This window comes from Neobacillus thermocopriae (genome assembly GCF_010975035.1).
GTDB lineage: Bacteria > Bacillota > Bacilli > Bacillales > Cytobacillaceae > Neobacillus > Neobacillus thermocopriae.
The window spans coordinates 91242-109871 of sequence record NZ_JAAIUV010000001.1 but is presented as its reverse complement, the minus strand read 5'-3'; the positions used below and the strand labels follow the sequence as shown (position 1 = coordinate 109871).

Annotated in this window: 35 protein-coding genes and 1 pseudogene; 33 read left to right on the top strand and 3 right to left on the bottom strand. The window is 34.9% G+C overall.

Annotation, left to right across the window (positions count from 1 at the left end; all coding sequences use genetic code 11):
* Positions 1 to 130 precede the first annotated feature (130 nt).
* Positions 131 to 565, bottom strand: a complete 435-nt coding sequence (locus tag G4Z05_RS00635; RefSeq protein ID WP_205597383.1) for an ImmA/IrrE family metallo-endopeptidase — start codon at positions 563 to 565, stop codon at positions 131 to 133.
* An 18-nt stretch (positions 566 to 583) separates the two neighbouring features.
* Positions 584 to 1018: a helix-turn-helix domain-containing protein gene (locus G4Z05_RS00630; RefSeq protein ID WP_163249954.1), complete on the bottom strand. Its 435-nt coding sequence runs from the start codon at positions 1016 to 1018 to the stop codon at positions 584 to 586.
* A 180-nt stretch (positions 1019 to 1198) separates the two neighbouring features.
* Between G4Z05_RS00630 and G4Z05_RS00625 the strand changes: the two genes are divergently transcribed.
* From G4Z05_RS00625 to G4Z05_RS00595, 7 genes are all read left to right on the top strand, one after another.
* A complete protein-coding gene (locus G4Z05_RS00625; protein WP_163249953.1) occupies positions 1199 to 1438 on the top strand; it encodes a helix-turn-helix domain-containing protein in 240 nt (79 codons plus the stop codon).
* A 41-nt stretch (positions 1439 to 1479) separates the two neighbouring features.
* Positions 1480 to 1758, top strand: coding sequence for a group-specific protein (locus G4Z05_RS00620; RefSeq protein WP_338036733.1), 279 nt, complete (start codon positions 1480 to 1482; stop codon positions 1756 to 1758).
* 69 nt (positions 1759 to 1827) lie between these two features.
* Positions 1828 to 2340, top strand: a complete 513-nt coding sequence (locus tag G4Z05_RS00615) for a helix-turn-helix domain-containing protein (RefSeq protein ID WP_163249949.1) — start codon at positions 1828 to 1830, stop codon at positions 2338 to 2340.
* Positions 2337 to 2636, top strand: a complete 300-nt coding sequence (locus tag G4Z05_RS00610; RefSeq protein WP_163249947.1) for a hypothetical protein — start codon at positions 2337 to 2339, stop codon at positions 2634 to 2636. The genes G4Z05_RS00615 and G4Z05_RS00610 overlap by 4 nt, the downstream gene beginning before the upstream one ends.
* Positions 2633 to 2809, top strand: coding sequence for a hypothetical protein (locus G4Z05_RS00605; protein ID WP_163249945.1), 177 nt, complete (start codon positions 2633 to 2635; stop codon positions 2807 to 2809). Before G4Z05_RS00610 ends, G4Z05_RS00605 begins: the two co-directional genes overlap by 4 nt.
* Positions 2806 to 2958 (top strand): hypothetical protein, encoded by a 153-nt coding sequence (locus G4Z05_RS00600; protein ID WP_163249944.1) that lies wholly within the window; start codon positions 2806 to 2808, stop codon positions 2956 to 2958. The genes G4Z05_RS00605 and G4Z05_RS00600 overlap by 4 nt, the downstream gene beginning before the upstream one ends.
* Before the next feature lie 172 nt (positions 2959 to 3130).
* Positions 3131 to 3406, top strand: coding sequence for a hypothetical protein (locus G4Z05_RS00595; RefSeq protein ID WP_163249941.1), 276 nt, complete (start codon positions 3131 to 3133; stop codon positions 3404 to 3406).
* On the opposite strand, the gene G4Z05_RS00590 is transcribed toward G4Z05_RS00595, so the two are convergent.
* A complete protein-coding gene (locus tag G4Z05_RS00590) occupies positions 3370 to 3717 on the bottom strand; it encodes a hypothetical protein (RefSeq protein ID WP_163249939.1) in 348 nt (115 codons plus the stop codon). The two genes, G4Z05_RS00595 and G4Z05_RS00590, sit on opposite strands and share 37 nt — an antisense overlap.
* 35 nt (positions 3718 to 3752) lie before the next feature.
* On the opposite strand from G4Z05_RS00590, the gene G4Z05_RS00585 reads away from it, so the two are divergent.
* From G4Z05_RS00585 to G4Z05_RS00460, 26 genes and pseudogenes are all read left to right on the top strand, one after another.
* On the top strand, positions 3753 to 3947 hold the full coding sequence (locus G4Z05_RS00585; RefSeq protein WP_163249747.1) for a hypothetical protein: 195 nt from the start codon (positions 3753 to 3755) through the stop codon (positions 3945 to 3947).
* A 203-nt stretch (positions 3948 to 4150) separates the two neighbouring features.
* Entirely contained in the window at positions 4151 to 5047 is an 897-nt protein-coding gene (locus G4Z05_RS00580) for a DnaD domain-containing protein (RefSeq protein ID WP_163249937.1), read from the top strand.
* Positions 5048 to 5060: 13 nt separating this feature from the next.
* A complete protein-coding gene (gene fbpA / locus G4Z05_RS00575) occupies positions 5061 to 5231 on the top strand; it encodes a Fur-regulated basic protein FbpA (protein WP_163249935.1) in 171 nt (56 codons plus the stop codon).
* Between the two features lie 252 nt (positions 5232 to 5483).
* Positions 5484 to 5672, top strand: coding sequence for a hypothetical protein (locus G4Z05_RS00570; protein WP_163249933.1), 189 nt, complete (start codon positions 5484 to 5486; stop codon positions 5670 to 5672).
* A gap of 114 nt (positions 5673 to 5786) precedes the next feature.
* The gene (locus G4Z05_RS00565) at positions 5787 to 5996 is read left to right on the top strand and encodes an XtrA/YqaO family protein (RefSeq protein ID WP_163249931.1); all 210 of its coding nucleotides are present in this window, start codon (positions 5787 to 5789) and stop codon (positions 5994 to 5996) included.
* Between the two features lie 150 nt (positions 5997 to 6146).
* Positions 6147 to 6428 (top strand): MazG-like family protein, encoded by a 282-nt coding sequence (locus G4Z05_RS00560; protein WP_240465278.1) that lies wholly within the window; start codon positions 6147 to 6149, stop codon positions 6426 to 6428.
* A 116-nt stretch (positions 6429 to 6544) separates the two neighbouring features.
* On the top strand, positions 6545 to 6898 hold the full coding sequence (locus G4Z05_RS00555; protein ID WP_205597382.1) for a hypothetical protein: 354 nt from the start codon (positions 6545 to 6547) through the stop codon (positions 6896 to 6898).
* A 237-nt stretch (positions 6899 to 7135) separates the two neighbouring features.
* Positions 7136 to 7306, top strand: a complete 171-nt coding sequence (locus tag G4Z05_RS00550; protein WP_163249927.1) for a hypothetical protein — start codon at positions 7136 to 7138, stop codon at positions 7304 to 7306.
* 52 nt (positions 7307 to 7358) lie between these two features.
* The gene (locus tag G4Z05_RS00545; RefSeq protein ID WP_163249925.1) at positions 7359 to 7568 is read left to right on the top strand and encodes a hypothetical protein; all 210 of its coding nucleotides are present in this window, start codon (positions 7359 to 7361) and stop codon (positions 7566 to 7568) included.
* Positions 7569 to 7627: 59 nt separating this feature from the next.
* A complete protein-coding gene (locus G4Z05_RS00540; RefSeq protein ID WP_163249923.1) occupies positions 7628 to 8119 on the top strand; it encodes a hypothetical protein in 492 nt (163 codons plus the stop codon).
* Between the two features lie 199 nt (positions 8120 to 8318).
* The gene (locus G4Z05_RS00535; RefSeq protein WP_163249921.1) at positions 8319 to 8468 is read left to right on the top strand and encodes a hypothetical protein; all 150 of its coding nucleotides are present in this window, start codon (positions 8319 to 8321) and stop codon (positions 8466 to 8468) included.
* A 551-nt stretch (positions 8469 to 9019) separates the two neighbouring features.
* On the top strand, positions 9020 to 9736 hold the full coding sequence (locus G4Z05_RS00530) for a BRO family protein (RefSeq protein WP_338036732.1): 717 nt from the start codon (positions 9020 to 9022) through the stop codon (positions 9734 to 9736).
* A gap of 90 nt (positions 9737 to 9826) precedes the next feature.
* A complete protein-coding gene (locus tag G4Z05_RS00525) occupies positions 9827 to 10021 on the top strand; it encodes a hypothetical protein (protein WP_163249745.1) in 195 nt (64 codons plus the stop codon).
* A gap of 43 nt (positions 10022 to 10064) precedes the next feature.
* Positions 10065 to 10514: an ArpU family phage packaging/lysis transcriptional regulator gene (locus G4Z05_RS00520; RefSeq protein ID WP_163249919.1), complete on the top strand. Its 450-nt coding sequence runs from the start codon at positions 10065 to 10067 to the stop codon at positions 10512 to 10514.
* Entirely contained in the window at positions 10514 to 11056 is a 543-nt protein-coding gene (locus G4Z05_RS00515; RefSeq protein WP_163249916.1) for a site-specific integrase, read from the top strand. Before G4Z05_RS00520 ends, G4Z05_RS00515 begins: the two co-directional genes overlap by 1 nt.
* Positions 11057 to 11423: 367 nt before the next feature.
* On the top strand, positions 11424 to 11663 hold the full coding sequence (locus G4Z05_RS00510; RefSeq protein ID WP_163249914.1) for a hypothetical protein: 240 nt from the start codon (positions 11424 to 11426) through the stop codon (positions 11661 to 11663).
* On the top strand, positions 11660 to 12046 hold the full coding sequence (locus G4Z05_RS00505; protein WP_163249912.1) for an HNH endonuclease: 387 nt from the start codon (positions 11660 to 11662) through the stop codon (positions 12044 to 12046). Before G4Z05_RS00510 ends, G4Z05_RS00505 begins: the two co-directional genes overlap by 4 nt.
* A 78-nt stretch (positions 12047 to 12124) precedes the next feature.
* Entirely contained in the window at positions 12125 to 12505 is a 381-nt protein-coding gene (locus G4Z05_RS00500) for a hypothetical protein (RefSeq protein WP_205597381.1), read from the top strand.
* A complete protein-coding gene (locus G4Z05_RS00495) occupies positions 12502 to 14226 on the top strand; it encodes a terminase large subunit (RefSeq protein WP_163249910.1) in 1725 nt (574 codons plus the stop codon). Before G4Z05_RS00500 ends, G4Z05_RS00495 begins: the two co-directional genes overlap by 4 nt.
* A gap of 50 nt (positions 14227 to 14276) precedes the next feature.
* Complete coding sequence (locus G4Z05_RS00490; protein WP_163249908.1) at positions 14277 to 15485, top strand: phage portal protein; 1209 nt, start codon at positions 14277 to 14279, stop codon at positions 15483 to 15485.
* Complete coding sequence (locus G4Z05_RS00485) at positions 15454 to 16032, top strand: HK97 family phage prohead protease (RefSeq protein ID WP_205597380.1); 579 nt, start codon at positions 15454 to 15456, stop codon at positions 16030 to 16032. Before G4Z05_RS00490 ends, G4Z05_RS00485 begins: the two co-directional genes overlap by 32 nt.
* 1 nt (position 16033) lies before the next feature.
* On the top strand, positions 16034 to 17362 hold the full coding sequence (locus G4Z05_RS00480; protein ID WP_163249904.1) for a phage major capsid protein: 1329 nt from the start codon (positions 16034 to 16036) through the stop codon (positions 17360 to 17362).
* A gap of 2 nt (positions 17363 to 17364) precedes the next feature.
* Positions 17365 to 17637 carry a head-tail connector protein gene (locus G4Z05_RS00475; RefSeq protein WP_163249902.1) on the top strand — a complete coding sequence of 91 codons (273 nt, stop codon included), beginning with the start codon at positions 17365 to 17367 and terminating at the stop codon, positions 17635 to 17637.
* Positions 17609 to 17941: pseudogene (locus G4Z05_RS00470) on the top strand (hypothetical protein). The gene G4Z05_RS00475 and the pseudogene G4Z05_RS00470 overlap by 29 nt, the downstream one beginning before the upstream one ends.
* Positions 17931 to 18263 carry a hypothetical protein gene (locus tag G4Z05_RS00465; RefSeq protein ID WP_163249900.1) on the top strand — a complete coding sequence of 111 codons (333 nt, stop codon included), beginning with the start codon at positions 17931 to 17933 and terminating at the stop codon, positions 18261 to 18263. The pseudogene G4Z05_RS00470 and the gene G4Z05_RS00465 overlap by 11 nt, the downstream one beginning before the upstream one ends.
* The gene (locus G4Z05_RS00460) at positions 18256 to 18630 is read left to right on the top strand and encodes an HK97-gp10 family putative phage morphogenesis protein (protein ID WP_163249898.1); all 375 of its coding nucleotides are present in this window, start codon (positions 18256 to 18258) and stop codon (positions 18628 to 18630) included. Before G4Z05_RS00465 ends, G4Z05_RS00460 begins: the two co-directional genes overlap by 8 nt.

Genomic DNA, 18630 nt, shown 5'->3' with positions numbered 1-18630 from the left:
TGTTGAAGTTAAACAAATTCTTTGTATTTTATTAGCTGGAATCCATCTACTAACCTCCTTTAAAAAAATTACATTATATTAAAAAATAATATTACCAATAGGTGTATTATCTTGGGTCTATATACCTAATTTATGAATAAAAAAATTTCTTTAAAAATTGCTCCATTTCACAAGGGATTCCAAACTCTCTTAAAATATCGTTATTGGTTTGGTAGTCACATAGATTTTTATCAAAGAGTAATAGATTGACGGCAAATTCATTTGCTTCCCGTTCAATCTTATCAACGGAATATAAAGTATTCGTTCTTAAGAAAGGTGTATTTACTTTTGTGTGTAAAATAGCATGGCCAAGTTCGTGAGCACAGACATAACGCTGCTGATGAATTTCGAGGTTGTTATTAATAAAGATAAAACGGTTTCTTCTTTCATATTTATAAAAGCCCCATATTTCATGATGTAGGTTCCAAAAGACTACATGTATATTTTTAGATTTGGATACTTCAAAGGGGCAATTTGTTTTGTAAGTTTGTACAATATTCTTTACCTGCTGTTTAATCCAATTCAATTAAAACGCCTCACATTCCTATTGATCTTCTCTATATTTTTTAGGAATGTATTTTTTATTTATCTTTTGAGCTTGTCTAACTGCAAATTCCATGGCTTCTAATAATGATTCTTTTGCTTCTTCGCTTAAAGGTTCTCCATAAAAACTTAAACCTCCGTCAGCAGCTAGATCCTCTTTGATTTTTTCCATTCGTTTAGCAATGTCGCGTTCGTCTTTATCACTTAATTTATTTACCGGCTTTTCCACCATTGGACCTTCTCCAGTAATTAACCATCTATAGGAGACTCCGTAAAGTTCTGCAAGAACGCCTAGTGTTGCTGAATCAGGCTCACTTACATTATTTTCATAACCACTTAATGTCTTATTATTTATATTTGTTCTTTCTTTAACTTGAGTCTGTTTTAATCCAGTTCGTTCCCTAGCTAACTTCAAACGCTCTCCTAAAGTAGACATAAATATCTCACCGTTTCCATTAAGAATAATTTTAGAACAAAATACCATATTCTTAAAAAATAGGAATGTTTTTTCTTAGAAACTTAGAAAAAATACTTGACTTCTTATGAATTAAGAATTATTCTGTATATAGATAGTTCTTAGAAATTAAGAAAAATATTTAGAAGGAGTGATATTTGAATGGAAATGCATCAACGAATTCGTAACTATATACGAAGCAAAGGTTTAAAGTTTAATTATGTTGCTGAAAAATTAGATATTAATCCTAATAGATTCTACCGATTAATGAACGGTGATTCTCCTATGGGGATTGATGAGTATGAAAAAATTTGTAAAGGCTTGGAAGTTGATCCTGGTTATTTTTTTAATCAATATTTCTTAGAAATTAAGAATAAAGTAGTTGGAAACAAAACAGCGTAATTCGGTTACAACGAAATGAAAGCTATTAACAAACATAGGGGGTGAATTTTTTGCTAAACATTCAAGTTGATCAAACAAGTATAGAAAAGCATTTTCAAGAAGAACTCAAGAAACATCTTGAAGAAATTTCAAATCGTACAGTGTTTTGGGATATGAAAGAACTCTGTAGGCAGACTTGCATGAGTGAACCATTTATAAAAGAGCATTTTTTCTTTGATCCACGTTTTCCAAAGTATAGAGTTGGCCGTAAATGGTTGTTTCCTGCCAGGGAAACGGAAAAATTCCTCTATGAATGGTTAAAGGAACAACCTAGTCACTAAATTAAATATATCGCTTATCAAGGTAACAACTCTATTAATCAGATGGTACAAAAGGAGGAATGATAGTCTATGAAAATTGGCGAAGAGCTTGCGATGGCTCGAAAGCGCCAAGGCCTCACCCAAGAACAACTAGCATTAGAATTGCCAGTGTCTCGTGAAAGCATAGCAAAATATGAAACTGGTGCAAGACGACTGCCCGAAGATCTGCGCCGACCCATCGCACAGACAATTGATGATGAGGAATTTTATTTTAGATCCTGGGGAGATGCTGCAGGTGAAGTAGCTATCCCATATCTTAACGGTGATTATGTTGATCAACACCCAGCAAGCATGGCTTTTCTGGTAAAAAGGGAAACAAATGAAGCACTTGAACAACTTTCTCAAGTTTGCTGGGTCAAGCCCATACATACTAGAACCGACACCGAACGAGAAGAAATGAAAAGAGTCATATTCGAAGCGTTAGATGCAGCTGCTAGTTTAATTAACCTAGTGGCCGTAATTTGCAGAGAATGCGGATTCTCGATGAAAAAAATATTTACTGAGTGGCGATTAACATTGAAAGCACGGAGGCTTGAAAAATGAATATGAATGAATATTTACCAGAAGATTGTCGTAAGGTTGTTGCTGAACAAAGATCCATTTGGACCAGTATTAGTAACGTTGAAAAGGGGCTTATGGATGGAGACATAAGGAATGCTAAAATAGCGTGTTACGAATTACTAAATTCTTTAAATGAACTGGAAAAGATGAAAAACAAAAAATTAAATCGCGATCGGCTGATGGAAGTAGTTAATCAATTGGCTAATAAAGGAGTACTAGTGGAACTGGTATCAATGAAAATGAACGAAAAACCTGTCATGAGGGAGGTTTTTAAATGACTTATGTCATTCGCGGTAAAAGAATCATGTTTCAGTCATGTCAAATGGATAACCTCGGTCAGGAGGAAACTTACGAAACCTATGAGCAAGCAGAGATTGCCTTGAAGAAAATCCAAGATTCAATACCTTTTGACACTTTTGAAATAAGAAAATTGGAGGATGTGCGCAAATGAGATTGTTTACTAGTCCTGTAATGAAAGGTTCGGATGTAAAAATGTGGTGCCGGATGGTACGAGAGAACAAGGGGAAAGTGACGCTTTTTGAACTTCAATTGAAGCCAGCTGTAAAACATCTTTCGAAAAAAGAAAAAGCAGTAAGTTAGGGTTAGAACCTGCTTACTGCTCAGTACCAGATTAATTAATATTTTATCACCTATTTATCGGTACGGCAAGAAATTGGGCTTGCCGTAATGGTCAGGAACATTTTCCCTTATTCCCCCTAGGTGTTCTTGGCCATTACGGTGCGCACCAAAATAAGGAATAGAGGTGAGAGTAGTGAATGCTAATTGGAAAATTTTCGAACAGGAAAAAACATTAGAAGAAATATTTAAGGATTATCCTAACGCTTTGCGTCTTGTAGAAAGAGAAATTGAACGAGTCAAAAATGAAGAAAAAATAGTTGGGATTGATCCAGAAAGTTGGATGGCTAAAGAAATATTATGGCAATCGAAAAGGCTGATTGACATTGAAAATGACGTTAATTCTATTAAAAGGTCAATCAGCCGAATAGAAAACTATTTAATTCCTAAAAGTCTTGATACGTCCCGGTAGCTATCTTTTAATCGATTAAATTGAATGTCAGACCATTGGTGACTGTGATTTGTTCTAATATTATCCATTGCTTCATCAATAAACACAGAGCTTAAATGAAAAAAATCTTCTAATTCTTGTCTTTCAAGAACGGCTTTATTGCAGGTATATATCGACTTGGCGGAGTTGATATATGAACTTGCAATAGATAAATGTCCAACGATTACAGCTACATTTGGTGAATCAGAAAAGATTAATTCATGAGCATGTTGAGCGTTAATAAATCCACTTAATATAAGAACTTTTAAATCTTGAAGTAAATTTTCTATCATGGTAGGCACCTCCTTTCTATGGAGGATTATACCAAATGAGAACTAGAAGGGTGGTATTGATGTTATTTGAAGTTGATTTTGCTTTAAGAATTAACGACAACTTTCTCACAATACATAAAGCGTTTGTTCTTGCTGATAGTGTTTCAGAATGCCAGAAGAAAGCAGAGGGCATAAGGAACGAATTGCCTCAAAATAAATTGCACCAAGTTCATATTTTTATAGAGGCATAGTACAGCTTGCTTAACTACACACGCTGCAGGGTATTGTTGCCGGAACGAATCCTGAAAGAGAAGCCAAACGTGACGGAAAATAACTTTCTATCTATGGTCCAAAAATATTTAATTCGTTATCCAAATTATAGGTTTATCCGTTTGGAGGGTTCGTTTGCCATTTGTGATCGGGTTGATGAATCCAGAGAGAGGAGGAGAAGAAAATGAGCAAGCTCTTACTAGATGAAAGTCCAATATTAGTGCTTCCTTCATTAGCAACAAAAGTTGGTCTAAATGAGGCGATTTTCATTCAACAACTGCATTACTGGTTAAAGGAAAGCAACAACATTCGTGATAATCACAAATGGGTTTATAACACTTACGAAGACTGGCAAGAGCAATTTCCATTTTGGTCAGTCAGTACAATTAGAAGGATAATCACTAAGCTTGAAAAAGCGAATTTAATCATTATAGGGAAATACAACAAAATGAAAATCGATAACACCAAATGGTATCGGCTTAACTATGAACTTCTTGAAGATATGAGCAGACCACCTGTTCAAAATGAACAGACGGAGTGTTCAGATTGGACAGAGGAAGTGGTCAACTTGAACACGCCATTACCAGAGAATACTACAGAGAATACTACAAAGAAAAAAGAAGAAGAAAAAGAAGCGCCCGCGCAAAAAGAAAATCCATTCCGATTTTTTGAAGAAAATGGCTTTGGAACCATCGGAGGTTATTTATCTGAAAAAATTGGCCAATGGTGTGATGATTTATCACCTGAACTAGTTTTAGAGGCTATGAAAATAGCAGTAGAGTACGGGGCTAAAAATTGGACCTATGTGGAGCGAATCCTTAGAAATTGGGCGGATAAAAAATATACAACTGTTGAACAAGTTCATGCTGCCTTGCTAGCTTTCAAAGAGGCTAAGGCCAAGCAGAGAGATAAGCCTAAAAAATCTAGCAAATCGAATCGACAGGAATTACTTCCTGATTGGTGGGATGATGATCCATACACATCACAACAACCAAAAAAACAAAAAGTATCCCAAGATTTTGAAGCAAAAAAGAGGGAAATTGATGAACTGTTTAAAGCCATAGACGGCATTGAAACTTAGGAGGGAAAGAATTATGCAACTTAGAGAGGCTGTTGAAAAAAGGAAAAGCCGTATCATACGGGATTTAATTGAATTTGGTTACATGAAGCATGAAGATGGACGTCAACTATATGAACTACCTCTAGTGGAATTAGAACGCATTTACATAGATATGCGAATCAAGAAATGCCGTAAAGAGGCTTGATGGGAGAGATGTTAATGATTAGTCAATGCTGCAATTGTGGGAAAACTTTTCAAATCATTTCAGACGAGGTGATGTTTTGCACACCTACATGCGAAAAGAAGCACGACCTATTTTCAGTGTCAGCTCCTGTACAGGTCTCTTTCCTTACGGCAGAAGAGTTAGAGAATTACAGGAACAATACTAAGAAAAAGGGGCTAAAAAGCAAACCTCAAAGAGTAATAGATTGGAGATGGCCTCAGAACAGGAGGAAAAATGGTTAACGAACAGTTAGCATGGCAAAGAAAAGTGATCAGGGAGGAGTATTTGGATGAATCAATGCAATCTTCGGATGATGTCATTTTATCAGCTACACAAGCTCTGCAAAATCGAAGAGGTAAACGCATTAAGAGAATGGAAACGAAGATTGGGGACCGATTATCCAATTATTGCAGAAATTCATAAAGGCCAAGAAAAAGTAGCTATTCCTTATTTCAAAAAATAAAATGCCAGGCACATTAATGCCCGGCAAAACCCAACATAAAGACACCTTAATTATACCATATCGAGGTGTTCAAAATGGCAAGAAGATCAAAAGATTTACTAATTGATTCTAGTAATATGTCAATCCAGCAACAAATCGAACCAGGGAAAGTACTCATTGTTGTTTTGGACGGCCATCAAGGTAAGGCCAAAATATGCGAGGCTGTTGAACATGGTTTCACTATAATCGAAACGGCAAAAGGTAAAACAGCAAGAATTCGCTTTGAGGAAAGCGAGTTGTTTTAAATTTCTAACTTAAAGATAACAAACGGATGGTACCTTTTAAAGTTGATCGGTGGTACAAAGGATACCATCCCTCCGAGTAGGAAAAGCAAAAGATGATTTTAGGACCAATCATATAATTGCTGCGAGGCTTAAAATGGAGGGTTTTCTAAGATGATGCATGAGGAATACGAAGAATTAATGAATGAAATCAATAAAGAAGTGTATTTAGAAAGAATAAGACAAAACGAAAAATGGGGAATTCAAAGACATACTTATGGTGCTTGGTTAGCGATTTTAGTTGAAGAAGTTGGGGAAGTAGCCCAGGCTATGCAAAAAAACTGGGGATGGGGTAAACCTACCGATGCACAAAACCTATACAAAGAGTTAATTCATGTTGCTGCTGTAGCAAGTGCAATAGCTGAACAGGTTCGTGAAGAATCAGAAATTTCATAAAAAGGATTTGGCTAAATATATAGCAAGATATTGGACGTAGTTTGAGAGGGCTGTGGGACTGATCCTTCAGTCCCATGGATAAGTTGACTTAGAAATATTGCAAAGGAGTGAAAAGTGTGGGTATTTTTCTTAACACTACTAATTATAGCAGGAAAATCAAACGCACCCCAATAAGGGAACCTCGAAAAAATAGAGTAATAGTTTGTGAGGACTTGGACTTTTTGTGGGACGAGCCAGAATTATTATTACTAGAGAAAATGTGGGAATCTGGAGCAAGTTTCGAACGGATTACAGAACGATTTGGCAGAGATCCAGATGAAATATTCCTTGCTTTGTTTCACTTAGCCAGGGAGGACAAAATTTCAAATAGAAGAGGTGGCTTTTATGGGTTTGTTACAAAAGGATTTCCCGAAGCTGAAAAAAATTTATTGTGGATTGTTCCACAAAAGATATTTGGTTTATTCGAGTAATATACATTGGCTTTCCTGTTTATATTCCTGTAAAAAATGTGGGTTCACTCACGAAATGAGTTAGTGCACATTTTGAAGCAAAGACACAAATTGATGATGAAGGTAGAATCAAATGGATAAAGAAAAAGACTTTATAACGGTACTCATACAAATTGTAATAGCAGGAGCAATTACACTGTTTTTTATATGGGTGATTCTTAATTAAGTTGAACCAAAATGAGCAATAGGAGTGGTGAAATGGATAGAGAGGAAAAGCAGCTTTCCTTGCTTCAAGAAACTGAAACAAAAGAATTAAAAATTTCACTTTCCTCCGGACATTGGGATCAATTGCAGCAAATAGCTAATGACGGAAAATTCACTTTAGAAGAGGTTGTGTCAGAAATATTAGACACCTGGCTTAGCACTTAAATTCAATAAACACACGCAATACAAACAAAAAGCGTAGTAAGGAGGTTATATTGTGATTGAGGTTAAAAAAGGTGACATTATTATGTTTATATCTGATTTAGGAGAATTTCCAACTCAGCTAAACACCGCTAGGGTGACAAGAGTTGCAAAAGATAAAAGTTGGGTCGATATAAGTAGCATTTGGGGTAGAAAACGTGTACCCAATACAGACTATAATTTTAAAGTTATTGATTGGGAAAACAGATTCGACAAAATTGTTTAGTGTCGTAGTACGAAGATAATACGAATTTGAAACAAATGGTGATCAAAGGAGTAATAAAAATGGAACAAATAATTAAGAAATTAAAAGAAGATGCGCGAAATTCTTGGAGCGGAGAATTAGGAGAACAGAGAGCAGAAGAACTTGAAAAATATCTAAGAAATAAATTACAGGAATACTCAAATGCATTAAAAATGCCACAAAAAGAAATTCTCGAAGCTTGGGAAAAAGACAGAACTTATAGTGCAATTAATTACTATCAAGAAGCAAATCAACCTTCTTTCAAAGCTGATAAAGTTATAGTTTTTGAAACGGTTGATGAATTGTATCAAGCGATAGGAGATAAAAAATTTCGATGCGCTTCTTGTGGTGGTATTTCAACAAACCCTTACGAGTGTAACAGTGGTGAAGAAATATCAAAGGGAAAAATATGTGATTGGAAGGTATATGGACTCTTCGGTGATTTAGGAAAAGGTGTTTATGTATATATTAAAGATAAATTAAGAGGAGAAACAATTTTCACCCCAATTTCTTGGGAAAAAGTTAATGCGTAGTTTATGGGGCTGTCCAGAACTCGTAATATTAATTTCTGGACGTCTCTTTTTATATTTCAAAATATTTGTTTATCGATATTATTGTAGATAAATAATAAAGTCATTTAAAAACATAGGTTCAAACCCTTAAAACTACGCTGTAAATTTGAAACAATTAAAAATAAAGTTATTTAAAAATGATATTCTATTGGAGGAAATTATGAAAAAAACAGGTTATGCAATTGAATGTACAAAATGTGGTTCTTACAATATTAAAAAAGGTGAACCTATTGCGAATGCTCAAACAAATGCCATTTTCCAAACTTTAAAATGTAACGATTGTGGTCATGAAAGCAAAGAAACGGTTTAATAATTAAACTACTTTATTATTTTTTAAACAACTATTTTATTTGTCTATAATTATTGATTTATACTTATCGGCTAACCACTTCTTCACTATATTTTCAATAAAAAAATTTTTACTTCCTCACTAAATATTACTAAATTAATAGTACTACATAAGCAAATAAACAAATATATTAATTCCCAGATAAACTATTGACCATATAATCCAAATACTCTAAAATATACCCATAAATAATTAATAGCGAACGGGACGACCCCGAGATAATTATAAGAAATGCTATATTTTGTATTTCTTATAATATCTCGGGGTTTTTTCTTTGCTTTTTAGGAGGTGAGACAAAAACACATGAAAAAAAACTCTTTTACTTTTTATCCAATGGAATAATACGGATTCCGATGAAAGTTATCCAAAAAAGTTAATATTTTCTAGCTGAATTAATCAAAAAAATGTATAATTGAATTAATAAAATATGTCCAAGATAGGAAAGCCTGAGGACGCCGATTATTCAGCATAGCTGGTAATTGGTGTCCTTTTTTTGTGGAGGTGGGGTATTTGTGAATTTTATCTATGAACAAAAGCAAGTCCGGACGGTTGAAATGAATAATTCAGTCTGGTTTGTTGCAAAAGATATTTGCGAAATCTTAGATCATAGCCAGGTAAGTAAAGCTGTCGAACGCTTGGATGATGATGAAAAGCTGCTAGGAACAATATTCCTATCAGGTCAAAATCGGGAAACATGGCTTGTTAACGAATCCGGGTTATACTCCTTAATTCTGACAAGCCGAAAACCAGAGGCAAAGAAATTTAAAAAATGGGTTACCAATGAAGTCCTCCCGACAATAAGGAAAACGGGCGGTTATGTAGGAAATGAAGAAATGTTTATCCAAACTTATCTGCCGTATGCTGACGAACAAACAAAACTTATGTTTCGGGCAACTTTAGAAACCGTTCGCAAGCAAAATGAACAGATTGCTATCATGCAGCCTAAAGCAGATTATTTTGATAGATTGGTGGATCGTAATTTGTTAACAAATTTTAGAGATACAGCGAAGGAATTAGAAATTGGACAAAGAACTTTTATCAATTGGTTATTAGAAAATGGTTTTATTTATAGGGACCAAAGAAATAAATTAAAACCTTATGGAAAATATGTTCCTGAATTATTTAAGTTAAAGGAATTTGAACGTAACGGTAAAGCTGATGTTCAAACTCTAATAACTCCAAAAGGTAAAGAGACGTTTAAATTACTACTCGAAAAAGCAGTTTCATAAGTCCAAGACCGAGAGCGTGAGGACACTGATTAAATGGCATATTTTGCTGTTTTATCAGTGTCCTTTTTCATTTGAGGGGAGGAATCGATATTGAACACATTACAACAAGGCCTAAAAAAATGGACGAAAAAGAACAACTTCTATATCATGGATGATCAAAAATTGATTAAAAGGAAGCCGAAAAATAAGAAAAACGAAAATTTATCAAAAAGAGACTTGGAGGATCTGATGGGAACGAGAATGCGAACTTGGAAAAGAGGGAGGGGAGGAGCTTTGAGGCAATAATAAATCATTTTGTCCTAAAAGATAAACAAAAGGTGGGAATCACATGAACAACGAGCATTTACCTAAAATAAATCTTAAAGCGACAAAAAAAAGGGTTGAAAAGGCTTTATATAAGTATAGGGATTATTTGATTACACTTCCGAATTTTTTAATGCCAAAAGTTACAGCTTCTTATACTTTAGTACCTCCATCAACTACAAACGCCTTTCATTCCAGCACAGAAGAAGCAGCAATCGAAAGAATTGAATATGAAAAGGAAAGGGACGCTTATCTTTCTTGGATCCATGAAGCAGTCAATTCCTTAAAGGAAGAGGAACGTCAAATTATTATAAAAAAATATATGCTTCATAATGAATTAGGTTATGATCGGGAAATTATGATGGAAATAGGAGTAGGGAAAACTAAATATTATAAAATAAAAGGACAAGGGATGTTACGACTCGCTTTTGCACTGAAAATTGAAGTTTATAAAAAAAGCGAGGTGAAGGCTTAATGAATTTAGTGCAGCCGATTCGGGATAAGGAATTGATCCAAGAAATAAAGAAATGGCTTAAGGTCCGCAGCGAAAGAAATTATATTCTTTTTCTATTCGGAATCAACACTGGTATGAGAATATCAGATCTATTAAAGCTTCGAGTTAAAGATGTGGAAGGCTGGAGTATATTTTTGCGTGAGGGAAAGACAAATAAGCTTAAGGAAGTTCGAATGCCACCGGAGCTAAAAAAAGCTGTTAGAGAATATTGCAAGGGTAAACCTAAAGATGAGTATCTCTTTAAAAGTCGGAATGGGAAAAACAAACCAATTACTCGAGGTATGGCCTATGTCATATTACAAGAAATAGCTAAAGAGTTTGGATTAGAAAGAATTGGCACACACTCTTTTAGGAAAACTTATGGTTATCATCATTATAAACAGTTTAAAGATGTGGCCGTGCTGCAACAAATGTTGAATCACAGTGACCCGAAAATAACATTAAGATATATTGGAATCACTCAGGATAACCTAAATGCTTATCAATCTAAATTAAAGATTTGATTAAGCATATTTATTTTTTTGTTATTTTAATTAGTTACAAAATGGTATATGTATAATTCATTTTCAGACATGCAGAAAAGCCTTGAGATTACTAGGAAAGTAGCAGGTAAGCGAATTATACAAAATATAGTTTATAGCTAATTCAAGGGTAAAATACTCTTTATGAAACTTAGCTCAAAAGGCGCCTAAAAAGAGGTATAGGTGCGAACTTTTTGCGGACAATTTGCGGAGAATAAACGGACACTTTATTTGAAATAATATGTTATATTTATAGTATCGAGAAATACATCAATAATTATCAAAAAGACATCTCATTACGAGGTGTCTTTTTTTACGCAAAAAAACGCAGCGATAAGGAGGAAATTACATGTTAAGACCCATTCGTAAGACTGCAGCTGGTATTGAGTATTGGGATACGAAAGCAAAGAAAGTAGTGGTCGGCGGAGTGAATCTAGTAGATAGGACAGATACACCAGTAAACGAAATAAATTTATCCGAAATGACGGTTAGACAATTACGTCAGTATGCAGCTGATCATGATATTGATATTCCATCTGATGTAACCAAGAAGGATGACATTATCAAATTATTGTCTGAGGTAAAATGAGATACTGTTGCTATAACGGATGTACAAACAAGGTAGCAGAAGGTTTGTACTGTAAGGAACACCGATTGAAGAAAAAGAAACGTAAACCAAAATCTATTTACCATCATGAGAATAAACCTTTTTACAACAGTGATGAATGGAAGTCGATGAGGTCATTTGTTTACGAAAGAGACAAAGGATGTTGTAAACGATGTGGGAAGTTTGTGTTTGGTAAACGTGCTCATGTTCATCACATCATACCGATTAAAAAGAATCCTTTGTTGAAGTTAGATCCAAACAATCTTATGTTGTTATGTCCACAATGCCATACGATTGTTGAAAACGAGGAAGAACAAAAAACGGTTTTTCCATCTTATTTCAATAGCCCCCCTACCCAAAATTAAAAAATAGGGTAATGGGGAGATAGGCAGCAGGGGACTCAAATGTGTGCCAAAGCTATTTCTAACATGAGGGGGGGTTACATGGCGAAGTTAAGTAAAAAAAAGCAGGATGAATTGATCCAAAAAGAAATCAACCGATTGAATGATGTTTTTAAGGATTTATCTGACGACAAGAAAGAAGCAGCAAAGGAATTAATTGAACGTGTAGCTTTTATGACCGTCACTCTGGAAATCCTTGAGGACGACATTAAAACAAAAGGTCCCACTTATATGTTTGAAAATGGGAAACAAAAAATGTTGGTTGAAAATCCTGCTCAAAAATCTTACAACACCATGATTAATCGGTATACCTCCACATATAAAGAATTGTTTAATTTATTGCCTAAAGAAGTAGTTGAAGTAAACGAAGAAGAAACAGATGCGTTCTTGGCTTTTAATCGTAAATGGAATGGTAACCGATGATTGTACCAGGTGTGAATTATGCGGATGAATTTGCTAAAAAGGTTACTCGTAATAAAAAGAGATATCCAAAAACAGTCATAAAAGCTGTAGAGCGCTATAAAAAGTGGAAAAAACGTAAAGATATCTGGTTAGATTTAGACGCGGCTAATCGTGCTATGGATTTCATGGAAACCTTTTGTATATATGCAGAAGGAGACGTAGCAGGACAAAATTATCAGTTAAAGGATTGGCAACTTTTTGCCTTCACGAATATCTATGGTTGGATGAAAAAAGATGAGAAAAATCGAATAGTACGGGTTATTCGCACCAGTTATATTCAAGTACCGAGAAAAAACGAAAAAACGACCATAGCAGCTGGACAAGCAACTTATGCTATGTATGGTGATGGTGAAATAGGTGCGGAATGTTATACTGCTGCAACTGATAAAGACCAAGCAAATATATCTGCAAAGAAAATTGCAGTAACCATTGAAAATAGCCCAGATTTAATCGAACGCACTCAAATTTATAAAGGACCAAAAGGCGGAGTAAACTCTATTGTTTACTCTTTTATTGTGGATGGAAAGAAGTTTAAAAATACACTTCAACCGTTATCGAGAGAAACAAAAGGACTCGATGGAAAAAACCCTCATTTCGTTTTATTAGATGAGGTACACGCTCAGAATAATGCGGATATTTATGATGTATTAAAGTCAGGGATGGGTTCAAGATCACAACCATTAATGTCTATTGTTTCAACTGCCGGTAAAGGAACCACATCTGTAGGTTTACAGATTTATAATTACTGTAAAAAAATTCTTAATGGTGAAGTGGATGATGATTCTTGGTTCGTTCTCATATATGAACCAGACAAAGGTGATAAATGGGATGACCCAAAAGTTTGGGAAAAAGTAAATCCTAATTACGGCATATCTGTAAAAAAAGATTACCTTGAAAATCAATTTAAAGAAGCGCAAGTATCAGCAGAACGAAAAGATGAGTTTTTAGCAAAACATTTAAATATTTTCGTTCGTTCTAGTGGTACTTATTTTGAAAAGGAAATTGTTGAAAAATGCCTTGTTCAAGATTTGGGCGATTTAAGCGGTCAAGAGTGTGTAATCGGTTTGGACTTATCAAAGACTACCGATTTAACTTGTGTGAGCTTGAATTTTCCTACACACGATGAGAATGGAAAATCACTTTTGAAAGTTAAACAGATGTACTTCATTCCATCGGAAGGTATTGAAGCAAGGGAAAAGCTTGAGAATATTCCATATAGAAATTTAGTCGAACGTGGTTTTGTAACTTTGTGTGAAGGTAAAACAATCGATTACGATATGGTACTTGACTACATCAAAGAACAAGCTCAAGTATATGATATTCGACAAATAAATTATGACCCTGCACATGCAGTTAAGTTAGTAGAATCATTGGAAATGGAAGGTTTTGAATGTGTGGAAGTTCGTCAATATCCATCAAGTTTGAATGCTCCATTTGATGATATCGAGTTGTTAATGTTCCAAGGAAGAGTAAAAACGGATAATCCGTTACTTATATATTGTACTGAAAATGTAGTGGCATTTATCAATATGCAAGGGCTAAAAGCTCCATCAAAAAAACAAAGTCAAAACAAGATTGATGGATTTGTTGCTCTACTGAATGCGCATAAAGAAACTATGACGATGATGGAAGATATTGATGAAGATGGTTTGGATAATCTCATAAGTGAAATTTATAGATAAGTCACTTAATAAAGTGGCTTTTTAATTTGCCCTTGAAAGGCGGTGAAAATTTGGGTTTACGAGATAAATTTTCGAATTTTTTATACCGGCAGATTGAAAAGCGGGGTTGGTTAAACGATATATTTGGGAATGTTCTCCGATACAGTGGATCATATGTGAATGATGAAAGTGTATTGGAGTCCTCAGATGTATATGAACTTATGCAAGATATATCTAATCAGATTGTACTTGCAGAATGGACAGTGGAAGATAGTGCAGGAAATGAATTAAAAAATCATTCTATCTTAGACACTTTAAGGAAGCCAAATAACTATTTAACCAGGTCTGAGTTTCTAAAATTATTAACCAACACCTATTTGTTAGAAGGTGAAGTTTTCCCCGTTTATGATGGGAAAGAAATTCATATTGCTACAAATGTATATCATGAATTAGATGATAATTTAATTGAACATTTCAAAGTAAATGGTACCGAAATACCTCAAGTCATGATCCGGCACATTAAAAATATCGGTACTTCTCATCTTAATGGTGTAGGTTTGAAGCGTTTAGGTAGAAACACTTTAGAAGGTGTTATGAATGCAGAGAAGGTTTTAACAGATAAATATGCCAAAGGTGGTTTATTGGCCTACCTGTTAAAACTGGACGCTCATATCAATCCACAAAACACTGCACAATCGAAATTAATTAAAGCAATCTTGGATCAATTAGAATCAATAGATGAATCCAGGACTGTAAAGTTAATCCCTTTAGGAAAAGGCTATACCATCGAAACATTAGCAAGTTCGATCAATGATGAAAAAATCCTTGCTTACCTTAATGTTTATAAAAAAGACCTGGGTAAATTCTTAGGTATTAATGTAGATACCTATCAATCATTAATGAAAACAGATATGGAAAAAGCCATGATGTATCTGCATAACAAAGCAGTACGTCCAATATTGCAACTATTTGAAGAGCATTTGACTCTTCTTTTTTTCGGTCAAAAATCGAATCTACGATTAAAAGCGAAGATTAATATTCTTGATTTCGTTCCTTATTCGACTAAGACAAACATTGCTTATAACTTGGTACGAACAATGATTGCTACACCAGATGATAGTCGTGAAATGCTTGGGTTCAAGAAGTTAAATACAGCTGAATCTAGCAAGCTATATATTTCAAAGGATTTAATTGCTGGCGAAGATTTAGGACAAGCCACGGATGACAGCTTGAAGGGAGGTGATGACAATGGACAAAAAGAAGGAAACGAGAACATTTGACATCACCAATCTTACTACAAGGGCAGCGAGTGAAGGTGAATCGAATGTAATTAGCGGATATGCTGCAGTATTTAATTCACCAACAGATATAGGTGGTTGGTTTACTGAAGAAATTGCTCCAGGAGCATTTAGTAAAGCAATTGCTGAAAATGGTGATATTCGGGCTTTATTTAATCACGATTGGAATAATGTCCTTGGCCGTACAAAAGCAGGCACCTTACGTTTATCTGAAGATGATCGTGGTCTTAAGTTTGAGGTGGATTTACCGAATACATCAGTTGCCCGTGATTTAGTTGAAAGTTTAAAACGTGGTGACATAAATCAATGCTCATTTGGGTTTATCCCCACTGTGGAAGAATGGGATTACTCAGTGGAACCAGCACACCGAATTATAAAAGAAGTTGATTTATTTGAAGTATCTGTTGTAAGTATTCCAGCTTACGAGGATACTGAAGTTTCATTAGTTAGGAATAAAGAGATTGGGAAACAAGTTGAAAAACGAATGTCTATGATCAAAAAAATAAATGCTATTTTGGAGGGAAAATAATATGAATAAAAAAATCTTACTACAATTACAAGCACGTGCGAAAAAACGTTTAACTGAATTGCGTACCCGATTAGAAAAAAATGAGGTACGTGAGGAAGAGTTAGAATCAGTAAATCAAGAAATTGAAGAACTTGCAGAAGAGATTCGTGAATTAGATGAAGCTATTGCAAACGCAGAAGATGATGAAAAAGAAACTGATCCAAAAGAAGATCCAGAGCAAGAACCTGGTGAGGAAGATAATCCAGAAAAAGATCCTGAAAATGATCCAGAGCCACGTGGAACAACTATTACTGGTGAACAACGTTCTGCTGCATTAAATGCAATTAAAACTGCATTATCAACACGTAATGCCAAATCTACTAAACAACGAGAAAAAGAAATTCGTTCTGCATTTGCTAACTTTGTTGTTGGTAACATTAGTGAAGCGGAAGCTCGTGCATTAGGTGTAGATATTAATAATGGTTCTGTAACGGTACCAATTGAGATTTCTCGTGAAATCATTACTTACGCTCAAGAAGAAAACTTATTGCGTAAATATGGTTCATATGTTCAAACTGATGCCGATGTTAAGTATCCAGTATTAGTTAAGAAAGCTGTAGCACAAGGTCACAAAGCTGAACGTACAAACAATGAAATTCCTGAAACAGATATTGAATTCGATTCAATTGATTTAGATCCAACTGAATTTGATGCCCTTGCTACAATCACTAAAAAATTATTGAAACGTACTGGTGTAAATATTGAACAAATCGTAATTGATGAGTTGAAAAAAGCGTATGTACGTAAAGAAACTCAATATATGTTTAAAGGTAATGAAGCTGGTAATGAAAACCCTGGTGCACTTGAGAAAAAAGCAGTTGCTTATTATGAGTCAGAAGCAGTTGGGGACGATGACCAAAAATTATATAAACAATTAGTGTTACTGAAAAACCAACCAGTAACAGAAGTATTGAAAAAATCAATGTGGATTATTAACCGTGCTGCCCTAACTCGATTAGAAGGAATGCTAGATTTAAATGGTCGCCCATTATTGTATGAAGCACCAAATGGTGTGGGTTACAAATTATTAGGACATCCAGTTGATTTCACTGATGCTGCAGATGGTGCTGATCCAACTAAACCAGTATTCTACTTTGGTGATTTCAAAGCATTCCACATCCAAGAAATTAAAAATGGAATGGAAATTCAAAAGCTTGTTGAAAAATTCTCTGGAACTAACAAAGTTGGATTCCAAATTTACAACCTTATTGACGGCCAATTAATTTATTCTCCATTTGAGCCTGCTGTATATCGTTATGAAGTTGGTGCAACTGCTCCAGTAGGAGGATAAAAATGGATGAATTAATTACCAAATTAAAGTCACATATTCACTGGGAGGAAGGGATGGATGATTCCCTTCTTCCTTTTTATTTAGAGCGCGCTAAAAAATACGTAAAAAAGGCAACTGGCGGACAAGATGAATGGTTAGTAATCATGTTTGCTGGCATTTTTTATGAATATCGAGTCTCTGAAAAAGAATTGGGGGAGGCATTGAATGCAATGACACCTTTTTTAATCCAGGAGGTGTTTGAAGAAGATGCCGAAGAGACAGACCAACAAGTTTAAATGGAATGCTGAACTATTGAAACTCAGTGAAACAGTAGACCCGGAAACTGATCGTGTTGTTATTGGTTACTCAAAAGTAAGAGACTTAAAATACAACAATATTGGAGTTACTGCAGCAGACAAATTTACCTTTAAAGACGCACAGGAAATCATGAAAAAAATCGAAACTCGGTTGGATCGTGATGTGGAGAATAATCAAAAACAATAACGGGTCCAAATCGGTGAACGAATTTACGATATTGAACGAATTTATGTCCGGGAAGAGGATCGTGTAATGGAGTTGAGTTTATCCTATGCAGATTAGTTTCCAACAATTGAGAACTATTATGAAAGAGTCTGGATTGCCTGTTTATAGAGACTCTGCACCTACTACTGCACAATACCCTTATATCGAATATGAGTTTGTAAATGAACAACATAGACGATCATCTAATAAAGTTATCGCGGACATGCCCCTCTATCAAATTGCAGTCGTCACGAATGGAACAGAAGCGGACATTAAGCCATTAAAGGACGTGTTCAATCAATATGGAGTTTCCTATCAGCAATTTGATGGTTTTCCTTATGACGAGAACGACTCCACCATAACTCAGTTTATTACTTATGTAAGGTGTATCAATGAATAACCACAATGGTTTTTTAGACGCAATAGAAGAAATTAATACACTATTAAAAGTTGGCCAGACAGTTCAGTTGGATGTGCTAGAGGAAGCGGCTAATTACTTTGTTGAAGTATTAAAGCCGAATATTCCGATTACAAAACGAAATAAGGAACACATGCGTAATCGATTAAAGGTAGTTATCAAAAAAGATGTTGTACAGGTTGTTTTTGATGGTGACGCATGGTATTGGCACCTTGTCGAACATGGCCATAGAAAAGTGAATGGTGGAAAGGTCAAGGGGCGGCACTTTGTACAAAATACTTGGGATAAGTATGGTGACAAGATCGCGGACATGATGGCAAATAAAATCATTGAAAAAATGGGAGGTTAA